The sequence below is a fragment of the Ruania zhangjianzhongii genome, from assembly GCF_008000995.1.
GTDB classification, from domain to species: Bacteria; Actinomycetota; Actinomycetes; order Actinomycetales; family Beutenbergiaceae; genus Ruania; species Ruania zhangjianzhongii.
In genome coordinates this window covers 3,407,743-3,426,242 of sequence record NZ_CP042828.1, presented here as the reverse complement: position 1 = coordinate 3,426,242, position 18,500 = coordinate 3,407,743, and the positions used below count along the sequence as shown (strand labels likewise).

General features: G+C 69.9%; 15 protein-coding genes. 9 read left to right on the top strand and 6 right to left on the bottom strand.

Going from position 1 to position 18,500, the window contains the following annotated elements:
• The first annotated feature begins 35 nt into the window (after positions 1-35).
• From FU260_RS15955 to secA, 3 genes are all read left to right on the top strand, one after another.
• A complete protein-coding gene (locus FU260_RS15955; protein WP_168211799.1) occupies positions 36-839 on the top strand; it encodes a ComF family protein in 804 nt (267 codons plus the stop codon).
• Positions 840-1,146: 307 nt separating this feature from the next.
• Positions 1,147-1,830: a ribosome hibernation-promoting factor, HPF/YfiA family gene (gene hpf, locus FU260_RS15950; RefSeq protein WP_147917956.1), complete on the top strand. Its 684-nt coding sequence runs from the start codon at positions 1,147-1,149 to the stop codon at positions 1,828-1,830.
• A gap of 265 nt (positions 1,831-2,095) precedes the next feature.
• Entirely contained in the window at positions 2,096-5,047 is a 2,952-nt protein-coding gene (secA, locus tag FU260_RS15945; protein WP_147917955.1) for a preprotein translocase subunit SecA, read from the top strand.
• A 127-nt stretch (positions 5,048-5,174) separates the two neighbouring features.
• On the opposite strand, the gene FU260_RS15940 is transcribed toward secA, so the two are convergent.
• Both FU260_RS15940 and FU260_RS15935 read right to left on the bottom strand, forming a co-directional pair.
• Complete coding sequence (locus tag FU260_RS15940; protein ID WP_147917954.1) at positions 5,175-5,678, bottom strand: Rv3235 family protein; 504 nt, start codon at positions 5,676-5,678, stop codon at positions 5,175-5,177.
• Between the two features lie 62 nt (positions 5,679-5,740).
• Complete coding sequence (locus FU260_RS15935; RefSeq protein WP_147917953.1) at positions 5,741-6,517, bottom strand: LysM peptidoglycan-binding domain-containing protein; 777 nt, start codon at positions 6,515-6,517, stop codon at positions 5,741-5,743.
• A 176-nt stretch (positions 6,518-6,693) separates the two neighbouring features.
• Between FU260_RS15935 and FU260_RS15930 the strand changes: the two genes are divergently transcribed.
• Entirely contained in the window at positions 6,694-7,200 is a 507-nt protein-coding gene (locus FU260_RS15930; RefSeq protein ID WP_147917952.1) for a hypothetical protein, read from the top strand.
• Between the two features lie 11 nt (positions 7,201-7,211).
• Here FU260_RS15930 and FU260_RS15925 read toward each other — a convergent pair whose 3' ends face one another.
• Positions 7,212-7,439, bottom strand: coding sequence for a helix-turn-helix domain-containing protein (locus tag FU260_RS15925; RefSeq protein WP_147917951.1), 228 nt, complete (start codon positions 7,437-7,439; stop codon positions 7,212-7,214).
• A 135-nt stretch (positions 7,440-7,574) separates the two neighbouring features.
• Between FU260_RS15925 and FU260_RS15920 the strand changes: the two genes are divergently transcribed.
• Genes FU260_RS15920 through FU260_RS15910 form a run of 3 tightly spaced genes read left to right on the top strand, consistent with a single transcriptional unit; the run spans position 7,575 to position 10,161 of the window.
• Positions 7,575-8,207 (top strand): CpaB family protein, encoded by a 633-nt coding sequence (locus tag FU260_RS15920; protein WP_147917950.1) that lies wholly within the window; start codon positions 7,575-7,577, stop codon positions 8,205-8,207.
• Positions 8,207-9,709, top strand: a complete 1,503-nt coding sequence (locus tag FU260_RS15915) for a CpaE/TadZ family protein (protein WP_147917949.1) — start codon at positions 8,207-8,209, stop codon at positions 9,707-9,709. Before FU260_RS15920 ends, FU260_RS15915 begins: the two co-directional genes overlap by 1 nt.
• 5 nt (positions 9,710-9,714) lie before the next feature.
• Positions 9,715-10,161, top strand: coding sequence for a DUF6912 family protein (locus FU260_RS15910; protein ID WP_147917948.1), 447 nt, complete (start codon positions 9,715-9,717; stop codon positions 10,159-10,161).
• Between the two features lie 54 nt (positions 10,162-10,215).
• Here FU260_RS15910 and FU260_RS15905 read toward each other — a convergent pair whose 3' ends face one another.
• On the bottom strand, positions 10,216-11,268 hold the full coding sequence (locus FU260_RS15905) for an aldo/keto reductase (protein WP_147917947.1): 1,053 nt from the start codon (positions 11,266-11,268) through the stop codon (positions 10,216-10,218).
• Positions 11,269-11,391: 123 nt separating this feature from the next.
• Between FU260_RS15905 and FU260_RS15900 the strand changes: the two genes are divergently transcribed.
• Both FU260_RS15900 and FU260_RS15895 read left to right on the top strand, forming a co-directional pair.
• Positions 11,392-12,021: a TetR/AcrR family transcriptional regulator gene (locus tag FU260_RS15900; RefSeq protein WP_147917946.1), complete on the top strand. Its 630-nt coding sequence runs from the start codon at positions 11,392-11,394 to the stop codon at positions 12,019-12,021.
• A gap of 274 nt (positions 12,022-12,295) precedes the next feature.
• Positions 12,296-14,455: a BNR-4 repeat-containing protein gene (locus FU260_RS15895; RefSeq protein WP_147917945.1), complete on the top strand. Its 2,160-nt coding sequence runs from the start codon at positions 12,296-12,298 to the stop codon at positions 14,453-14,455.
• Between the two features lie 42 nt (positions 14,456-14,497).
• On the opposite strand, the gene FU260_RS15890 is transcribed toward FU260_RS15895, so the two are convergent.
• Entirely contained in the window at positions 14,498-17,227 is a 2,730-nt protein-coding gene (locus FU260_RS15890; protein WP_147917944.1) for an AAA family ATPase, read from the bottom strand.
• Complete coding sequence (locus FU260_RS15885; RefSeq protein WP_147917943.1) at positions 17,224-18,417, bottom strand: metallophosphoesterase family protein; 1,194 nt, start codon at positions 18,415-18,417, stop codon at positions 17,224-17,226. The genes FU260_RS15890 and FU260_RS15885 overlap by 4 nt, the downstream gene beginning before the upstream one ends.
• Positions 18,418-18,500 lie beyond the last annotated feature (83 nt).

Sequence of the window (18,500 nt, the reverse complement as noted above, 5' to 3'; positions counted from 1 at the left end):
GGGGAGAGTCTGGGCGCAGGGGAGAGGAGCGCCAGGTGAGATTGCAGACCGTGGTGCGCTCCGCCGTCGCGCTCTCCGAAGACGTGGTGGGCCTGATGCTGCCGGTGGCCTGCGCGGGTTGCGGCCGCGGGGAACGTTCGCTGTGCGCTGCGTGCGCTGCACTGTTCGGGGCGCCGTACCGCTGCGAAGAGGACACGGTGGTGCTCGGTGCGCAGGACTATGCGCCCGCGCTGGGGTTGCCCACCTGGACCACCGCTGCATACGCCGGACCGGCGCGCCATGTGGTGCTGGCCTGGAAGTCCGGTGCCCGCCCCGACCTCTCCCGGGTCCTTGCCGAGGTCGGCGAGCGGGCCGGGCGCCGGCTCGCCTCGGAGCTGGTGCTGCCCGCTGGCTCCGCTACCTTCGCAGGCTCCGGCACGGCCTCCGGCGCCAAGGGGGCGGACCTGCTGGTGGTCCCGGCGCCGTCGGGGTGGCGCCGCCGGACGGCTCGTCTGCTGGTCGCTGCCGACCTGGCCGCAGCGCTGGCCGGTGGCCTTGCCGCCGGGACCGGGGCACGGGTCTGGGCTGTCGACGTGCTGCGCCGGCGCGGCGGCAGCGGCCACCGGCTCGGTGCCGCTGCCCGGACCCGCCGGGGCCGTGGCTCGGCGCGGGTGGTCACCGCTGTGCCCACGGGCGTGCCCGTGTTGATTGTCGACGACGTCGTCACCACCGGGTCCACCATCCACGCCTCCCGTACGGCGCTGGCCGGAGCGGGCGCGGAGGTGATCGGGGCATTTGCGCTCGCTGCCACGCCTCGACCCGGACGCCCCGTGGTGGTGCCAGGAGGCCCGGCGACCTAGTGCCGGTGGTGCCCGGAGGCCCGGCCACGTCGTGCAACGGCGGAGATGGTCAGGCCACCTTCTTCGAATCCAAGCCGGTCCGCGGGACCGGTGCGCGCGTTGGGGTGTCGCTACCCGCGAACGTGGACTAGCGTCGTGTCATGGAGCCACCAGTGAGTGCTACCTCAGCTGAGATGAACACTCACGTGGTGCGCAGGGGAGGTGATGCCGACTAGCGTTCCGCGGCTGTTCGGGGGACCGACGGCCGCGTCGTCTCAACGGTCCGGGCTGAACCCGGACCCCTTGTGAAGATCCGTGGAGGTTCGTCATGGAGATTGTCCTGGTCAGCCGTCACACCGAGTCGCCGGAGCGCTTCCGGCGGCATGTCGAGGAGAAGCTGGCGAAGGTGCCACAGTTGTCTCCGTACGCGCAGCGCGTCGACGTCGAGGTGACACACGAGAACAACCCGAGGCTCGCAGACCGCTCTGAGCGGGTCGAGCTCACGGTTCGGGCCAAGGGCCCGGTGGTGCGTGCCGAAGCTAGTGCGTCGGATCGATATGCCGCGCTGGACCTGGCGACCGCCAAGTTGCTCGAACGGTTGCGCAGGGCCCGGGACCGCCGCAAGACGCACCACCGCCGTCGGTCCGTCCAGCCACCGACGCCGGAGGAACTCGGCATCGTCGGCGAGCAGCCCGCTGCTGAGGAGGAGGTGCCCGAGACGCCGCAGCCACCCACCGAACCAGGAGTTGCCGTGGAGGCGCAGCTCGGCGATTCCCCCGTGGTGATTCGGCAGAAGGTCCACGAGACCGAACCGATGACCGTGGACCAGGCGCTCGCGGAGATGGAGTTGGTAGGGCACCCGTTCTACCTGTTCATCGACGCCGAGACACAGCACCCGTGTGTGGTCTACAACCGGCGTGGTTGGACCTACGGGGTGATCCGGCTGAATTACACCGCGACCAGCAACGGGAGCGAGGCCGCCGAGGAGACGATTCACTCGGCCAGCGCCTGAGCGCAGCCAGCGCATGACCGCGGCGGGCGCATGACCGCGGCCAGCGCCTGAGCGAACCGCGCTGCCCGCACCGCATCGGAATCCACGAGCCGGCTGCGAATCCGGCTGTCGGTGGCTGCCATCGGGGACAGTGGATTCTGATGCGGTCGTGGCGCCCAGGGTCTCTCCGGACCCGGTTGTGCAGTCAGGGCGAGCACTCGCATACCATGGACTCTTGGGGCGCCGGTCACGGCGCCTGAAGTGATCCAACCATCTGGGAGTCCGTGTGCCTTCGATCCTCGACAAGATCCTGCGCTTGGGCGAGGGGAAGATCCTCAAACGGCTCCAGGGCATCGCGGAGCAGGTGAACGCCCTGGAGGATTCCGTCTCGGACCTCACCGACGACGAGCTGCGCGAGGAGACCGACCGGTTTAGAGAACGCGTCGCTGACGGTGAGTCGTTGGACGCCCTGATGCCTGAGGCGTTCGCAGTCGTGCGCGAGGCCGCACAGCGCACCCTCGGCCAGCGGCACTTCGACGTGCAGATCCAGGGCGGAGCCGCGCTGCATCTGGGCAACATCGCCGAGATGAAGACCGGTGAGGGCAAGACACTGGTCGCCACCCTGCCGGCCTACCTGAACGCCCTCTCCGGCAAGGGCGTGCACGTGGTCACGGTGAACGACTACCTCGCCCAGTACCAGAGCGAACTGATGGGGCGAGTGTTCCGCTTCCTCGGCATGACCACGGGCGTCATCCTCTCCGGGCAGAAGCCGGACCAGCGGCGGGAGATGTACGCCGCGGACATCACCTACGGCACCAACAACGAGTTCGGCTTCGACTTCCTGCGCGACAACATGGCCTGGGCCACCAGCGAGCTGGTCCAGCGCGGGCACAACATGGCCATCGTGGACGAGGTGGACTCGATCCTCATCGACGAGGCCCGTACCCCGCTGATCATCTCGGGACCGGCCTCCGGCGATGTGAACAAGTGGTACGTGGAGTTCGCCCGGTTGGTCCGGCGGCTGCACAACGAGACCGACTACGAGTTCGACGAGAAGAAGAAGACCGTCGGGATCCTCGAGCCCGGGATCGAGAAGGTCGAGGACTACCTCGGTATCGAGAACCTGTACGAGTCGCTGAACACGCCGCTGATCGGCTTCCTGAACAACGCGGTCAAGGCCAAGGAACTGTTCGCCCGGGACAAGGACTACGTGGTGCTCGAGGGCGAGCTGCTGATCGTGGACCAGCACACCGGCCGGATCCTGCCGGGCCGGCGTTACAACGAGGGGATGCACCAGGCGCTGGAGGCCAAGGAGGGGGTGCGGATCAAGGCCGAGAACCAGACTCTGGCCACGATCACGCTGCAGAACTACTTCCGCCGCTACGACAAGTTGTCCGGGATGACCGGTACCGCGATGACCGAGGCGGCGGAGTTCCAGAGCACCTACGAGGTGGGTGTGGTGCCGATTCCGCCGAACCGGCCGCTGGCGCGCAAGGACCAGATCGACATCGTCTACAAGAACGAGGACGGCAAGTTCGAGTCCGTGGTCGAGGACATCGTCGAGCGGCACGCCAAGGGTCAGCCGGTCCTGGTGGGCACCACCAGCGTGGAGAAGTCCGAGAAGCTCTCCAAGATGCTGAAGAAGAAGCGGGTGCCGCACGAGGTGCTGAACGCCAAGCAGCACGACCGGGAAGCCTCGATCGTGGCGATGGCCGGCCGCAAGGGCGCAGTCACCGTGGCCACCAACATGGCCGGCCGTGGTACCGACATCATGCTCGGTGGTAACGCCGAGCACCTGGCGATCGCCGCCCTGGAGAAGAAGGGCTTGGACCCGAACGAATCGCCGGAGGAGTACGAGGAGGCCTGGCCGGAGGCACTGGCCGAGGCCCAGGAGTCGGTGTCAGCCGAACACGACGAGGTCACCGAGCTCGGTGGACTGTACGTGCTGGGCACGGAGCGGCACGAGTCCCGCCGGATCGACAACCAGCTCCGCGGGCGGTCCGGCCGTCAGGGCGACCCGGGGGAGTCGCGGTTCTACCTGTCCCTCGAGGACGACCTGATGCGTCTGTTCAACACCGGGCTTGCCGAGCGGTTCATGAGCGGTTCCTTCCCGGACGACCAGCCGCTGGAGTTCAAGATGATCTCCCGCGGGATCGAGAGCGCCCAGGGCCAGGTCGAGCGGCGGAACCTGGAGATTCGTAAGAACGTGCTCAAGTACGACGATGTGCTCTCCCGCCAGCGTGAGGTGGTCTATGAGACCCGGCACGAGCTGCTCGAGGGTGAAGACCTGCAGGACCAGGTGTCCACCTTCATCGTCGATGTGGTGAACGGCATGGTCGAGGAGGCCACGACTGACCCGCATCCAGAGGAGTGGGACCTGGAGCAGCTCTGGACCGATCTGCGGACCGTCTTCCCGGTTTCGATCAGCGAGGAGGACGTGCTCGAGGAGGTGGGGCACCGCACCCGCCTCACCGCTGAGCAGCTCAACGATGAGCTCGTGGCCGATGCGAAGGTGGCCTACGAGAAGCGCGAGGACGAGCTCGGTTCGGACACGATGCGTCAGCTCGAGCGCCGGGTGGTGCTCTCCGTGCTGGACCGCAAGTGGCGGGAGCACCTCTACGAGATGGACTACCTCAAGGAGGGCATCGGCCTGCGGGCGATGGCCCAGCGCGATCCGCTGGTGGAGTACCAGCGCGAGGGCTACCACCTCTTCCAGGCAATGAACGAGTCGATCAAGGACGAGGTGGTCGGCTACCTGTTCAACCTCGAGGTGAAGAAGCCGGGCGAGCAGGACGAGGAGTCCGGGGCGACGATCGAGGCCGGGCAAGGCGCCGACGGGGCGCTGACCGCGGCCTCAGCGGCGAGTACCGCGGCCAAGGCGGCTGTCTCGGGCACCCGGACCGCCGGTGGCGGGCAGGGCGCCGAGAAGGAGGGTGCCCCGCAAGGCGGCAACAAGGACTCCGCTGCCCGTGACGGTGGCCGTCGCGCCGGGAAGAAGTCGATCCCGCAGCCGGCCCAGAAGGCGGAGGATCCGCTCGGCCTAGGTGAGCCGGACCGGGCCACCACCCTGCGCTACTCCGCGCCGAGCGTGGACGGCGATTCCGGCAACACGGTGCGCAGCAGCGCGCCGGCGGGTGGCTCGAGCCAGCAGGCGACCGATACCGCGGCGCCTGCGGGCGGCGGCGCGAACCGGGAGGCCCGCCGCCGCGCGGCGAAGGCGGCCAAGAAGCAGCGCTGACGGCCCAGAAGCGGCGCTGACGGCCCACGGCCCAGGCAGCTGGTCAGGCCACGCTGCTCTCCTCACCGCAGACGCGCAGGCCGACCGCTGATGGGCAACGGAGTGCCCGAGCACCCCACCCTTGCGGTCAGGCGATCTGCATGGCGGTGGCGCGCCAGTGCCCGCGGTGCTCCTCGATCCGCACCGCGGCCGCGCGCACCCTGCTTCCGTCGACCAGGACCACAGCGGCTTCCCACACCCCCGGCGCCACCCGGCACGGCCGCACTCGCCGGATCCGGACGACGCGCCGGCGCAGTGGATGGCGGCGGACCCGCGCGGCCAGGGCAGCGCGCCGGTGCAGCGCGGTGAACACCTCCGGGTCCAGCCAGCGGTGTAGCTGAGCGGCCGGGCGAATGCCGCGGAGCGCTTCGACGCAAGCCCGGGCCACGGTGCCGGCCCAGGTCTGCGGGTCGGGTAGCTCTCGTCGGCGCCCGTTCGACCACACCAGCTGGGGTCGCGACGTCAGGTCCTGGTCGTCTCGGTGGCAGGAACCGGCGGTGACGGAGAATGCGACCGGATCCCAGTCCGGCCCGAGGTCGGGCGGAGCGGGGGCCAGCGGTACGGGTACGGCGGGGGCGGTCAGAACGGACATCGGAGCTCCTTTGCTGCGGGGTTGGTGCGGGACGGTGTGTGCACCGGACGGTGCAGACCGGGTCAGTCAGGTGCGTGCAGGACGGTGCCGGGCAGGATGAGGTCGGGGTCGGCGCCGATCGCCGCGCGGTTGGTCTCGTACCAGCTGGGCCATGCTGCGGCGATCCGGTCGGCGGAGGCGTCGGGGTCCAGGTGGGCCGCGGCGATCGCCCAGAGGCTGTCGCCGTCCTGGACCACGTAGTCGTCACCGGTGGCTTCCGAGGGCCGGGCACCGGCGTTCCGGGAGGACGATGCGGGCGAGTCCTCGGCGGGTGGCGCTTCAGCGGAAGCGGTGGAGGAGTTGGGCGCTTCAGCGGAAGCGGTGGAGGTGGGTTCCCTGGCGGCATCAGACTCACTCTGGTTCGGCCCGTCCGCCGCCGCGGCCCAGGTGAGGTCTTCGGCGACGGCGGGTTCCGGCGCCGGTTCCGGTGGCTCGGCCTGGGCGGGCGCCAGGACCAGGCTCGCGGTGAGCACGGCCCCCGTTCCGGCCCCGACCAGGCGTGCCACTCCGGGCGCGCCGCGCCGCCGCAGCAGCAGCTCACCGGCCCGCCAGACTCCGCCGACGGCCCGCGCCATGGTGCAGCAGGTAGCGACCGACCCGCTGAGTGCGTACCAGCCGGCGATGAGCGCTCCCGTGCCGGTGACTACCGCGGCGAGGAACGCCTCGAGGGTGGTAGCCGAGCCCAGGCCGGTGGCTGGACCACTCAGGGTGTGCACAGCCTCGATGGTGAAGCCGCCGAGAAGCGCGGCCAGGATCGCAGTCCCGGCGGTGGTCAGCAGCCCGAGACCTGCCCCGCGCACCGCAACCCACCGAGTCCTACCGTGTGCCACTGTGATCATCTTCATTTCAGTTCGTGTCGGTTCATCATATTGAGTAGCACTATGTGTACTCTTCGCTGGTGCTGCTGTCTACCGTTTCGGTGACGGTTGTGGACGGACCGCCTCGTCAGGCCGGGCGAGCGCCCTAGGGTGAAGTCATGCGCTGGGATGACGTCTTCGCCGAGCTGGCGGCCGAGTTCGTCGCCGCCGAGCGGGAAGAGAGCCAGGCGCAGCTCAGTGCCCTGGTGGCGGCCGAGGTCGCCGGGACCACGTTCGCCGACCGCTGCCGCGCCCGACGTGGGCAGCCGCTGACCGTCCGGTTGCAGGACGGCAGCACTCGATCCGGCTCAGTGCGCGATGCCACTCGCGCCTGGGTACTGCTCGCGGAAGGTGACCGACGCTCCCTCGTGCCACTGACCGCCGTCGTGCTCGCGTGGCCGCTGCACGGCAGCGCACCCGAACCGGGGCCGGTCGAGGCCCGCATCGGACTGGGACATGCGCTGCGCGCACTGGCCGAACAGCGGCTTCCGGCGCTGGTCTGCACCGCTACCGGTGACCACCGTGGCCAGATCCTGCGGGTGGGGGCCGATCACCTCGACCTCGCCGGCGATGCCGGGGTGCTCACCGTCCCATGGCGAGCGCTGCTGAGCGTCGACTCGTTCTGACCGGTCCCCGATCAGTCCATCGAGTCGAGAGAGCTGCCGTCGACCTGCAACCGTGCAGCGGACTTGGCGTACTGGCGCTGGATGTAGTCCTCCAGCTCGCTGTTCTCCACCCTCCAGGTGCCCTTGCCCCCCACCTGGATCGCACGAAGCTCGCCGCTGCGCACCAGTGCGCGAGCCTGCGACATACTGATCGAGAGGATCTCGGTCACATCGGCGAGAGACAGGAAGCGTTGCTCCATGGCTCTAGTGTCCCACCACTCCTGGCCGAATGGGTAGCGACTCAGCGCCTGTGGAAAACCCCCCAATCCGGCACATGACGGCCCAGGGTTTGGCAGCATGAACCCACGCGCAGCGAGCCGAGGGTGGAGGGGCGCATGACTGAGCCGGTGATGTCACGGATACGTCGTCCGAGCTGGCGGGACCCGCGGCTTGGCGTAGGGGTGCTGCTGGTGGCCGGTTCCGTGGCACTGGGGTCGTGGACGATCGCCCGAGCGGACCACACGGTCACCGTGCTCACCGCGGCGAGCGTGCTCGCGCCGGGTGAGGAGCTCACCGAGGAGGATGTGATCGCCACCCAGGTCAGCGTGCCGGAGGTGGCGGACATGTACCTGACCCCGGAGGTCGGGCTGGACCAGGACTTCGTGGTGCTGCGCACTGTGGGGGAGGGGGAGATGGTGCCGCTGACCGCGCTCGGCTCGGCCGATGCCGTGCAGGTGCGCACGGTGACCGTGGCCCTGGATGCCGCGCTCGCCGACACGATCGGCCCGGGTTCGCGGGTGGACCTCTGGGTGGCCGAGCCCGCGGAAGGGGCCGGCACCCAGTCCTTGCTGCCCCCGGAGCCGCTCGTGCAGGGCGTGGAGGTGGCGCAGGTCCACGAAGACACCTCGATCTTCGCCGGGGCGGACCAGATGATCGCCCAGGTGCTCGTACCCACTGACGACCTGGCCGCAGTGTTGGCCGCACAGACCGGCGGCGGGCAGATCACCATCGTTCCGGTGCCCGGCTGATGTCAGCACGAACTCCGGTGGGCGTGCTGCTCGCGCTGGAAGGGAGCGCGGAGGAGGACCTGGTCCGCCGGCTCGCCACCGAGCCGGGCCTGACCGTGGTGCGCCGGTGTGCCGATCTGGCCGAGGTGACTGCTGCTGTGATCGCCGGACTCGCCCGGGTGGCTGTGCTGGACGCCGAGCTCGGGGTGGACCGCACCCTCGTCGACCGGCTGCGCGGGCACGGAGCCCGCACGATCGTGTGCTGTGACGCCGCCGACGTTCCCCGTTATGACGCACTGGGAACGCTGGCGCTGGCGCGAGAGGTGGATCCGGTCCCGGCGATCCGCTCTCTGGCCGAGGAGCGCGACGACGTCGAACGGGTCAGCGCCGTGCTAGATCCGGAGCGAGCCGGCGCGCTCCAGCCGGGGGAGCCTCCGGGCACGGAGCCTGCCGGCACGGAGGTGCCGGGCGCCGAGGCTTCGGCGGCCGAGCATGGTGCAGCGGCGGCCGGGATGGCAGTGCCTGGCACGGGTGGGTCTGAGGCCGGTGGCGGCGGTTCGGCGCCGAGCCCGGCTGCGCCCGAACTGCCCGCCACCCGCAGCGCGCGGCGGCGACGGCTGCGCGCCGGCGAGCCCGAGGTGCCACCACGGCGCGCAACGCCGCGCCTGGTGGTGGTCACCGGAGCCATCGGGGCTCCGGGGCGGAGCACGATCGCGATCAACCTTGCCCAGGAACTGGCCCGGCACGGAGAAGAGACCGTGCTGATCGACGCCGATCTGTGGGGTGGGGCGATCGCGCAGACCTTGGGCCTGCTCGCCGAGACAGCCGGGCTCTCCGCTGCAGTGCGAGCCGCCGACCATGGCACGCTCGATGCGGGTACGTTCGCCCGGCTCGCCCCTCGAGCTGCCGACGGGCTGCGTGTGTTGCCTGGCCTGGCGCGCGCCACGCGGTGGCGGGAGGTCAGTGCGGTCAGCATGGAGGCGCTGCTGGACACGGCCCAGCGTGCCGGGACCTGGGTGGTGGTGGAGGCCCCGGTGCTCGTCCCGGATGATGACGGTGGTTATCTGCTCGGCCCCGGGCGCAACGACGTTGCCCGCAGCCTGCTCGGCGCGGCGGACGAGATCATCGTGGTGGGGGCCGGCGAGCCGATCGGTATCGAGCGGCTGGTGCAGACCCTGCTGGACCTGGACGACCTGACCACCACCGGCACCCGCCGCGTAGTGGTGAACCGGCTGCGTGGCAGTGCGGCCGGTCCGCGAGCGGCCGACTCAGTCGCCGAGGCGCTCGCCCGGTTCGCCGATGTGCTCGATCCGATCCTCGTTCCGGACGACCGTGCGTTGTGCGACCGGGCTCTGCTGGCCGGCACCACCTGGCGTGAGGCGGGCGGGCGCTCGCCGGCTCGGACGGTGCTCACCGACCTGGCCAGCACGCTGCGCACTGCTGCCGGGCGACCGGCGCCGGCCCGCGAACGGGGGCTGCGTCGCGTGCTGCCGCCGACTTTGCCCCGGGCTACGGCAGACTAGGGCCCATGCGCGTCTTCCTTCCGATCACGCTGACCGAGCTCGCCGACCCTGCCGGACCGAGCGGTCGCCAGGCCCGTGCGGTGACCCCAGCGCTGCACACGGCGCTCGGCGGGGGCGCGGACGAGGAGACCGCGGAGTTCGCTGCTCTGGTGCTCGCGGCCGAGGACTCGCTGGCGCTGCTGACCGAGGCGGACCCGGCTCGCCGGGTGGTGGCGGCGGCGGACGTCCCGGAGGCGCAGGTGCAGGCTGGCGATGAGGTCGCCCGGGTCAGCGTTCCGGCCGTGGTCTGGTCGCAGGTGGTCAGCTTTCATGCGGACGAGAACGACGACGGCGTCCGCGCCCTGGTCACGGCCGCTCGCCGGGGCGAGCCGGACGCTCAGGCACAGGTCGCCGAGCTGGATCTGCTTTGGTACGACGTCACCGAACGTGCGGCGCTGGCCGCCGAAGGCTGACCAGCGCCGCAGGTTCAGTCGGTGCAGTGCCTCAGCGATTCCCTCCGCGGCGCCTCAGGCTGCCGCCCGCTCCACCGGCCGCCGCCGGCGTAGGTGCTGCTGCCTGATCGCCGGCGGGTCGTAGGCCATGTCCAGACGCCCGACGTCGGTGCCCGGGGGGACGATCTCGTCGATGGCGTCCAGGGTCTGCTCGTCGAGCGCGGTGTCAGCGCCGGCGAGGATGTCCTCGAGCTGGTCCATCGTGCGCGGACCGATGATCGCTGACGTCACCCCCGGATGGCTGATCGCGAAGGCGAGCGCCAGATGGGTCAGGGACACCCCGGAGCTCTGAGCGAGCGGCAGCAGCGCTTCGACAGCGTCGAGACGGCGTTCGTCGGTCAGATGGCTGAAGCCGAACCGGGAGCGGTGGGTCTGTGCCTGCTCACCCTTGCGGTAGCGCCCGGTGAGCAGTCCGCCGGCCAGCGGGCTCCACACCAGGGTGCCGAGCCCGTACTGCTGTGCCACCGGCAGCACCTCACGTTCGATACCGCGGCTGAGGATCGAGTAGGCGGGCTGCTCGGTGCGGAACCGGGCAAGGCCGCGCCGCTGCGAGACCCACTGCGCCTCGACCATCTCCGAGGCCGGCAGCGAGGAGGTGCCGATCGTGCGGACCTTGCCCGAGCGGATCAGGTCGGTCAGTGCCGCGAGGGTCTCCTCCAGGTCGGTGTCCGGATCGGGCTGGTGGATCTGGAGCAGGTCGATGTAGTCGGTCTGCAGCCGATGCAGGGAGTCCTCCACTGCGCGGATCAGCCATCGCCGGGACGCGCCGAGCTGATTCGGGTCGTGCGGATCGACCGAGCCGAGGCGCTCACCCTGCCCGAACCGGACCTTGGTGGCGAGCACGACCGAGTCGCGACGGCCGCGCAGCGCCTTGCCGACGATGCGTTCGGACTCACCGGCTGAATACACATCGGCGGTGTCGACGAAGTTGATTCCGGCGTCGAAGGCGCGGTGGATGATCTTCACCGAGTCCTCGTGGTCGGGATTACCGGCGGCGCCGAACATCATGGCGCCCAGTGCGTAGGGGCTGACCTTGATCCCGGTCCGCCCGAGGGTGCGGTAGTGCATGAGGAAGCCTTTCTCGCCGTGCGTGCGGGTGCTGCTCCAGTGAACTATCCTGGAGAAGCGGAACGCTCGTCCGCTTATGTCGAAACTATACGGAACAGTGTTCCGGTTATGCAAGGGGTGGTTATGGCAGCGCGCAAGGGCGCATCGGCCGGGTCGGTGGAAACGCAGCCGGCGGCCGCATCGGCTCCGCGTCGCCGGGCCGATGCCCAGCGCAACCTGGATGCGCTGCTGGGGGCGGCCAAGGCGATCTTCGCCACCGACGGTGTGGATGCTCCGGTGCGCAGGATCGCCGCGGAGGCTGGCGTCGGGGTGGGTACGGTCTACCGGCACTTCCCGCAACGCTCGGATCTGGTGGCCGCAGTCTTCCGCCGGGAGGTGGATGCCTGCGCTGCGCAGGCTCCGGTGCTCGCCGCGGCCTTCCCGCCGGGGGAGGCGCTGCTGCGATGGCTGCTGCGCTACACCGAGTTCGTGGCCACCAAGCGTGGACTGGCTGCGGCGCTACATTCTGGCGACGCGGCCTTCCAGGCGCTCCCGGCCTACTTCACCGAGCACCTCGGCCCGGCGCTGGACGGTCTCCTCTCGGCAGCACGGGAGGCCGGCGACATCCACAAGGACGTTGTCGCTGGTGAACTGCTGCACGTGATCGCGAACGTGTCCGCCCCCGCGCCAGGCAACGAGGACTCGCGGGAGAGTGCCGAAGCGATGGTGCGGCTCTTCTTCGATGGTCTGCGCTACCGCCCGGACGCGACCTGAGGGCAGCACGGCACCAACTGCAGCACGGCACCAACTGCAGCACGGCACCAACTGGAGCACGAGACCAACTGCAGCACGAGACGGACGGCCCCGAGCGTCGTCGATGATCATCGGAAAGCCCTGCTCGGATCCGCCACGGCGGCGCAGGCGAGTCTGGTGAGGTTCACCTGCTGCTCGCACCGCAGATCGGAGCTGGGGTTGACGTACCGCGTGGCTGCCCATACGCTCCGGAAAGCGCTATCACCATAGCGCGTCGGTCACAAAGGAGGGCCAGATGGCGGGGAGCATCAGTCGGCGGCGTGCCCTGACGATCTTCGGGGCGACAGCTGGAGTAGCGGGACTGGGGGGCCTACCGCAGGCCGTTCCGGCGGCACGGGCGGAACCACTACCGGCTGAGCCACTGGTTCTCGTGCCCGGGGTGACCGAGGTCAACACGGTTCCAGACACGTGGACGCTCGACCTTCGCGATCTCACCCCGGAGCAAGCACGCGCCGCGGCCGAAGGCTTGAGCAGCAGGGTGTACGGCAGCCATCGCGGTGGGGCGGAGCTGTTCCACCCGCTCACGCTGACCGCGCACTACGACGAGGACGCGGTGCTCGGCATCTTCATCGACGCCGTCTCTCGCGATGGGGCCGTGCTGGACATTCATCTCGACGGCGCGTTCTTCCATCGTCTGACCTGGCCGTCCGCGAACCAGACGCACCGGCCGCAGACGGTCTACTGGCTTGCCGTCCCGGCCGGGGAGCACACGGTGAGCGTGCAGATCGCCGACCAGGCCGGCGTCGTGGTGGTCTCCGACTACACCGTCGCAGCCTCCGCCGAGGCCTTTCCCGGCGAACGTCCTCGCGAAGAGCTTCGCCAGCAGCCCCCGCCGGCCGGTGAACCGAACACCAAGATCCCGGGTTACCTCGGCATCTGGTTCGCCCTCGACCAGGTCTCCGAGTGGGGCGACAAGTACTCCGGCGGCCTGGGCACCTACACGATGAAGCACTCGCCGATCGCCGTGCACGCCGCGGAGGTCGGCAAGACCTTCTTCGTCTACGGGGGCACCACAGCGGCAGATGAGCGGCACCTGCTGATCATGGCCTCGGCCTATGACCATCACCACCATCAGGTGCCGCAGCCGACCGTCGTGCACAACAAGATCGGCGTCAACGATCCGCATGACAACGCCAGTATCGCTCTGGACGGCGAGGGCTACGTGTGGGTGTTCATCAGTGGTCGAGCCACCGCCCGCCCGGGATACAAGTACCGCAGCACCGAACCGTACAGCGTCGCAGAGTTCGAACAGGTCACCGTCGAGGAGATGACCTATCCGCAACCGCGGTGGATCGACGGTCGGGGATTCGTCAACCTGTTCACCAAGTACAGCAACGGTCGAGAGCTGTACTGGGAGACCAGCACGGACGGCCTCACCTGGAGCGAGGACCGCCAGCTGGCCGGATTCGGCGGTCACTACCAGGTCAGTGAACACCACGGCGACAGGATCGTCACCGCCTTCGACTACCACCGAGGCGGCAATGTCGACATCCGTACCAACCTGTACGTCGTGACCAGTGATGACTTCGGGCAGACCTGGACGACGATGGACGGCCAGCTGCTCGACCTTCCGCTGACCGGGCGGGACAATCCCGCGCTGGTCGTCGACTACGAGGCGTCCGACCGGCTGGTGTACGTCAAGGACCTGGGTTTCGACGGCGACGGTCACCCCGCCGTGCTGTACGTCACCAGCGGCCATCACCAGCCCGGCCCCGATGGTGATCCACGCACCTGGGAGCTGACGCGGTGGACCGGCACGGCGTGGGAGACCTCCGAGATCACCACCTCTGATCACAACTACGACTCCGGGAGCTTGTACTTCGACGGCGAGGAGTGGCTGGTCTACGCGCCGACCGGGACCGGACCGCAGCCCTATCAGACCGGCGGTGAGATGGCCCTCTGGCGCAGCACAGGTCTGGGACAGTCCTGGACGCAGACCGTGCAGGTCACGCTCGACAGCGAGTACAACCACAGCTATGCACGCCGCCCGCTCGAGCAGGCTGACCCGTTCTTCGCGCTCTGGGCCGATGGTGACCCATCCGAGTTCACCGAATCCCGGATCTACTTCGGTGATTCCGGTGGCCGGTACTGGGCGCTGCCCACGAGGATGGGCGAGGAGGTCACCAGTCCGCGGCGGCAGTCCCGGCAGCCCGATGAGCGGGAGACTGTGATCATCGGTGCGCAGGACTCGGGAGTGACCAACCGCATCGCCTGGGGACGAAGCTCGGTGAACGACGCGATCGAGGACGATCTGGACTGGGACTCCCGGGATGCCTTCCTCTGGCACGTCGAGGACGTCAGCACCCGGCTGGTGCAGGAGGGAACGCTGAGTCGACGCGAACGCCTGCAGCTCCTCGTTGCCGCCCGCAGGTCCCGCATCGGTGAGCGATCCTGAGCATCATCCTCACCAGGCGGGTAGCGCCTGAGGCTCTCCGAGTCAGCCGGTAGCAGGCAGGGAGCGCTCCAGGCGGATCACCGAGGCATTGCCGATGCCGCGGTAGCGGTCCGGGGTGCAGGTGAGCAGGATGACTTGTGCGTCGGCGGCGAGCGACCCGATCATGGCGTTCATCCGCTCCAGCCGGTCCGGGTCGGAGTAGCCGAGCGCGTCGTCGATGATCACCGGGACGCCTTGCTCGGGTTCGACCACGGCTGCGCAGGCGAGCCGGGTGATGATCGCGAGCTGCTCGCGTGCTCCGGCGGAGAGCTGGTCGAAGGGCACGGTGACCGTATCCAGGGTGCGGGACCGGATTGTCAGGTCCTCGTCCACATCCACGTCGAAGCTCGTGCCGTAGATGATCCGGCCGAGGGCCACCACCTGTTCCCGGAACGGGCGGACGTACCGGGACCGGGCCGCATCCCGGGCCCGGTGCAGCGTCTCGTGCAGGAGCCGGCAGGCCTGGGCCCGGCGGTCCAGCTGGTGCAACCGGGCTCGGGTGGCCTCGCGGACCGTACGCGCTGTGTCGTAGTCCTCCTGCAGACCCTCTTGGCCGCGCATCTCCAGGGAGACGCTCAGCCGGCGCAGCTGCTCCTCGACGTCGTTGCTCTCGCTGGCCAGGCGCTCGGTGAGCGCGAGGGCATTGGTGCGGGCCGCCTCGATCTGCTCCACCGGGGCGTCGGCGAGCTCGGCTTCGGCGGCAGCGGCTGCCTCCCTGGCCTCGGTGAGCTGGCGGGCGGCGTGATCGGCAGCCTCCTCCAGCTCGACGTCTGGGGTCTTCTCCCGCTCGGCGGCGAGTGCGGTGCGCTGGTCGTTGATATCGGTCTCAGCCATAGTGGCCTTGCCCTCGATCAGCGTGCAGTCCAACTCGAGCCGCGCTGCCCTCTGGGTGAACGACTCCCGTGCTGCTGCGGCCTCTGCGCTGCGGTCCCGAGCGGCGGCGTGCGCCTGGACCGCTGACTCCTTGGCGGCTTGCGCGGAGGCTGCATCCGCAGGTGTGTCCACCTGCGCCGTGACCGACGGCGGCGCGCCCGGTTCACCGTCGACCACCGCGTCGGGCTCACCGCGGGCGCCGTCCGGCCCACCGCCGGCGCGCTCGGCGCCGGGGGTCAGCCGGGCAGACAACCGCGCCTGCTCGGCCTGGAGCCGGCTCACCGACTGGCCGTCCAACTCTTCGTCGAGCCGTTCCCGAGCTCGAGCGGCTTCGGTGCGGGTGCGTTGTTCGGACTCGAACGTGCGGTGCGCCGCGCGGCGGTCGGTGACCCCGGCCCGATGCACCACCTCCTCGAACCGCTGCCGGGCAGCGGTGAGCGCCGCCTCGGTGTCCGCGCTGGACCGTGCCGGAGCGATCGAGACCCGTAAGGTGCCGGGGAGCTCCACCTGCACCGGTTCGGTCACGGCGGCGTCGAGCTCCTCCTCGGGCCTGAGCGGATGGTTGGTGCCGTCGACGGTGACGTCCACCTCGGTCAGCGCGGTCACCTGGACCCGCGCTGCCGCTGCTTCGTGCTGTGCCCGGCTGACCGCCAGCTCGGTGTCCGCCTCGTCGATCGCCGCCAGCAGTTCGGCATCGATGCGGGAGTCGGCCAGGATCGCCTCGCACTCCTCGATCGTGGCTTGAGCGTGCTCGATCGTGGCCAGCCTGGTGCGGACCCGGTCGAGCTCGGCGAGATCCTGGAGCCGTTCGGCGGCACGGTTCGCAGCGTCCACCAGGTCGCGCTGTCGGAGTTCCTCGGCCTGAGCAGTCTCCACGGCCGCGGTGGCGGTGCGCTGCTCGGTGCGAGCCTCGTGCAGCTGTTCGCGCGCTTCGTCCAGGCGCCGGGTGAGCTCCTCCCAGGCTGCTACCTTTCCGGCCAGGGCACGGTCCTGGCTGGCACGGCGTTCGGCGGCCTCGGTGAGCCAGCCGTGCTCCCGGCTGCGGGTGCGCATGTTCGCCTGGGCCTCGGCGACGCGTTCGCGCAGACCGGTCAGGCGTTGCCAGGACTGCTCATGTGCGGTGAGGTCCCGGCGAGCCAGATCGAGCCGTTCGCTCAGCGCGTCTCGCTCAGCGCTCAGCCGGGCGCTGGCGTCGACATCGCGGGCGAGCTGCAGCAGCCGGTGTTCGGCCTCCCCGTACGCATCCTCGGCACCGGCGAGATCCTTGCGGGCGCTTGCGTATTCACCGGTCTCCCGACCGGTCGGGGTGAAGTAGGTGGCGTACTCGGCGTTCACGGCCTCCAGCAGGGCGTCGCCGTCGTCGTCGTATCCGGTGGTGCCGGCCGCCTGATCCAGCGCCGCCGCCAGGGCCGAGCTCTCAGCGAGAGCGGCGGAGGTGAGCTCGCTGGCCTGCAGGACTCGCAGGGCCTGGTAGAGCGAGGTGTCCAGCGTCTCGTCCAAGATCCGGCGCACCTCGGCATGCGCCTCGGCACCGGTGAAGCTGGCCGCCCGCGGCGAGTGCACCTGCAGCTCGGTGCGAGTCTCGCGCAGCCAGCGCTTGGTGTAGGTGAATCGGTAGGGGCCGCAGCTCAGGTCAGCCTCCACCAGCGGGCCGACGTCCCGGTTGACCGGTTTGGCCTCCCGCACCTCGCGTGCCTTGGAGGAGTCGGGTTTGTCCAGCAGCAGGTCGATCGCCTCGATCATCGAGGTCTTGCCCACTTCGTTCTCGCCCTGCAGCACCACGACGCCCGAGGTCGGCAGCTCGACCTCCCGGTCGGCGACACCCCGGAAGTCGACGAGCCGGAGGCGGTGGATCCTCATCGCTTTCCTCCGCCTGACAGCCGATAGAGCAGCGCGAGGGAGTCCCGCGCGACCTCCCGGTCGGGTCCCTCACCGGTGGCGGTGCCGGCCAGCTCGGCTACTGCTTCCTCGACGAAACCGCCCACGCCGAGCTGCACCAGGTCCTCGTCCGAGACGTGCACCGCGACGTCGGTGTGCCGTTGCCACACCCGCACCGAGGCAAACGTCTCCCGGTGCCGCTCCAGGACCGCTTCCATCTCCGCATGCTCGGTCAGGGTGAGCGTGCCGCGCAGCGCCAGGCGCAGCACGGTGCGGGATTTGGCCGGCAGCTCGGCCAGCACCCGGTCCATCGCCGCGACCTCTTCGGCGCTGTCTAGATCGAACTGCAGGTCTTGGAAGGACCACGTGCCCAGCGGGTGACGGGTGGTCCTCGCGCGCGCGTCGGTCACCTCGACGACGAGCACGTTGCCCGGGTCGGTCTCGATGAAGTCGGTGACCTCGGGCGCTCCGGAGTAGGCGATCCCCGGGGCCACCTCCGTGGTGGAATGCCGGTCGCCCAGGGCCACATAGGAGATCTGGCCCTCGGCGAGCAGCTGCAGCAGCGGCGCCGTGCGGATCTGCGCGGGATCGTGTGCGTCCGGGCTGAGCGTATCCACGGCGCCGTGGCCGGCCACGATCCGCACTATGCCGGGAGTGCCCGGGTGAGCCCCGGAAGGGGTGACGTCGAGCTCTGCCGGGGGAGCGCCGTCGTCGGCCTGGTCCTGGAGCAGGTGTGCCACGGCGGGGACAACGGCATCGGAGGTGGGGCGCTTAGAGGTCCACGGGGCGGGCAGGATCTGCACCCCCGTGCCGACGGCGATCGGTGCGGTGCCCCGGAGCACGTGCACGTGCTCCGGGGCCGCCTCGGTGAAAGCCGCCGAGTCGTAGATGCTGGCCGCATCCAGCGGGTCGTGGTTGCCGGGGAGCAGATAGATCGGCACGTTGATCGCGCGCATCGCCTCACACGCGCGGGCCACCACCCGACGGGGGAGTGCATTCGACTCGAACACGTCCCCGCAGACCAGCACGAACTCGCAGTTCTCGGCCTCGGCCACCTCACCGATCCGCGCGATCGCATCGGTGCGCGCCGCCGTGAACCGCGCCTGCGCATCGGCATCGAGAAAGTGCCGGGTCATCCCCAGCTGCCAATCGGCGGTGTGCAGGAAGCGCATGGTCCGAGGCTAACTCGCGTCGCTGACATCGCGGGGGAGGGTTGTGCACAGACGGTCGAGGGCGTGTCCGGGTTGAGCCCACC

Excerpts from the sequence above, each read along its gene's own strand:
- FU260_RS15915 (WP_147917949.1), top strand. The coding sequence starts at position 8,207 with ATGTCAGCACGAACTCCGGTGGGCGTGCTGCTCGCGCTGGAAGGGAGC.
- FU260_RS15910 (WP_147917948.1), top strand. The coding sequence starts at position 9,715 with ATGCGCGTCTTCCTTCCGATCACGCTGACCGAGCTCGCCGACCCTGCC.
- FU260_RS15930 (WP_147917952.1), top strand. The coding sequence starts at position 6,694 with ATGCGCTGGGATGACGTCTTCGCCGAGCTGGCGGCCGAGTTCGTCGCC.
- FU260_RS15900 (WP_147917946.1), top strand. The coding sequence starts at position 11,392 with ATGGCAGCGCGCAAGGGCGCATCGGCCGGGTCGGTGGAAACGCAGCCG.
- FU260_RS15890 (WP_147917944.1), bottom strand. The coding sequence starts at position 17,227 with ATGAGGATCCACCGCCTCCGGCTCGTCGACTTCCGGGGTGTCGCCGAC.
- FU260_RS15895 (WP_147917945.1), top strand. The coding sequence starts at position 12,296 with ATGGCGGGGAGCATCAGTCGGCGGCGTGCCCTGACGATCTTCGGGGCG.
- FU260_RS15920 (WP_147917950.1), top strand. The coding sequence starts at position 7,575 with ATGACTGAGCCGGTGATGTCACGGATACGTCGTCCGAGCTGGCGGGAC.
- FU260_RS15925 (WP_147917951.1), bottom strand. The coding sequence starts at position 7,439 with ATGGAGCAACGCTTCCTGTCTCTCGCCGATGTGACCGAGATCCTCTCG.
- FU260_RS15940 (WP_147917954.1), bottom strand. The coding sequence starts at position 5,678 with ATGTCCGTTCTGACCGCCCCCGCCGTACCCGTACCGCTGGCCCCCGCT.
- FU260_RS15885 (WP_147917943.1), bottom strand. The coding sequence starts at position 18,417 with ATGCGCTTCCTGCACACCGCCGATTGGCAGCTGGGGATGACCCGGCAC.
- FU260_RS15905 (WP_147917947.1), bottom strand. The coding sequence starts at position 11,268 with ATGCACTACCGCACCCTCGGGCGGACCGGGATCAAGGTCAGCCCCTAC.
- hpf (WP_147917956.1), top strand. The coding sequence starts at position 1,147 with ATGGAGATTGTCCTGGTCAGCCGTCACACCGAGTCGCCGGAGCGCTTC.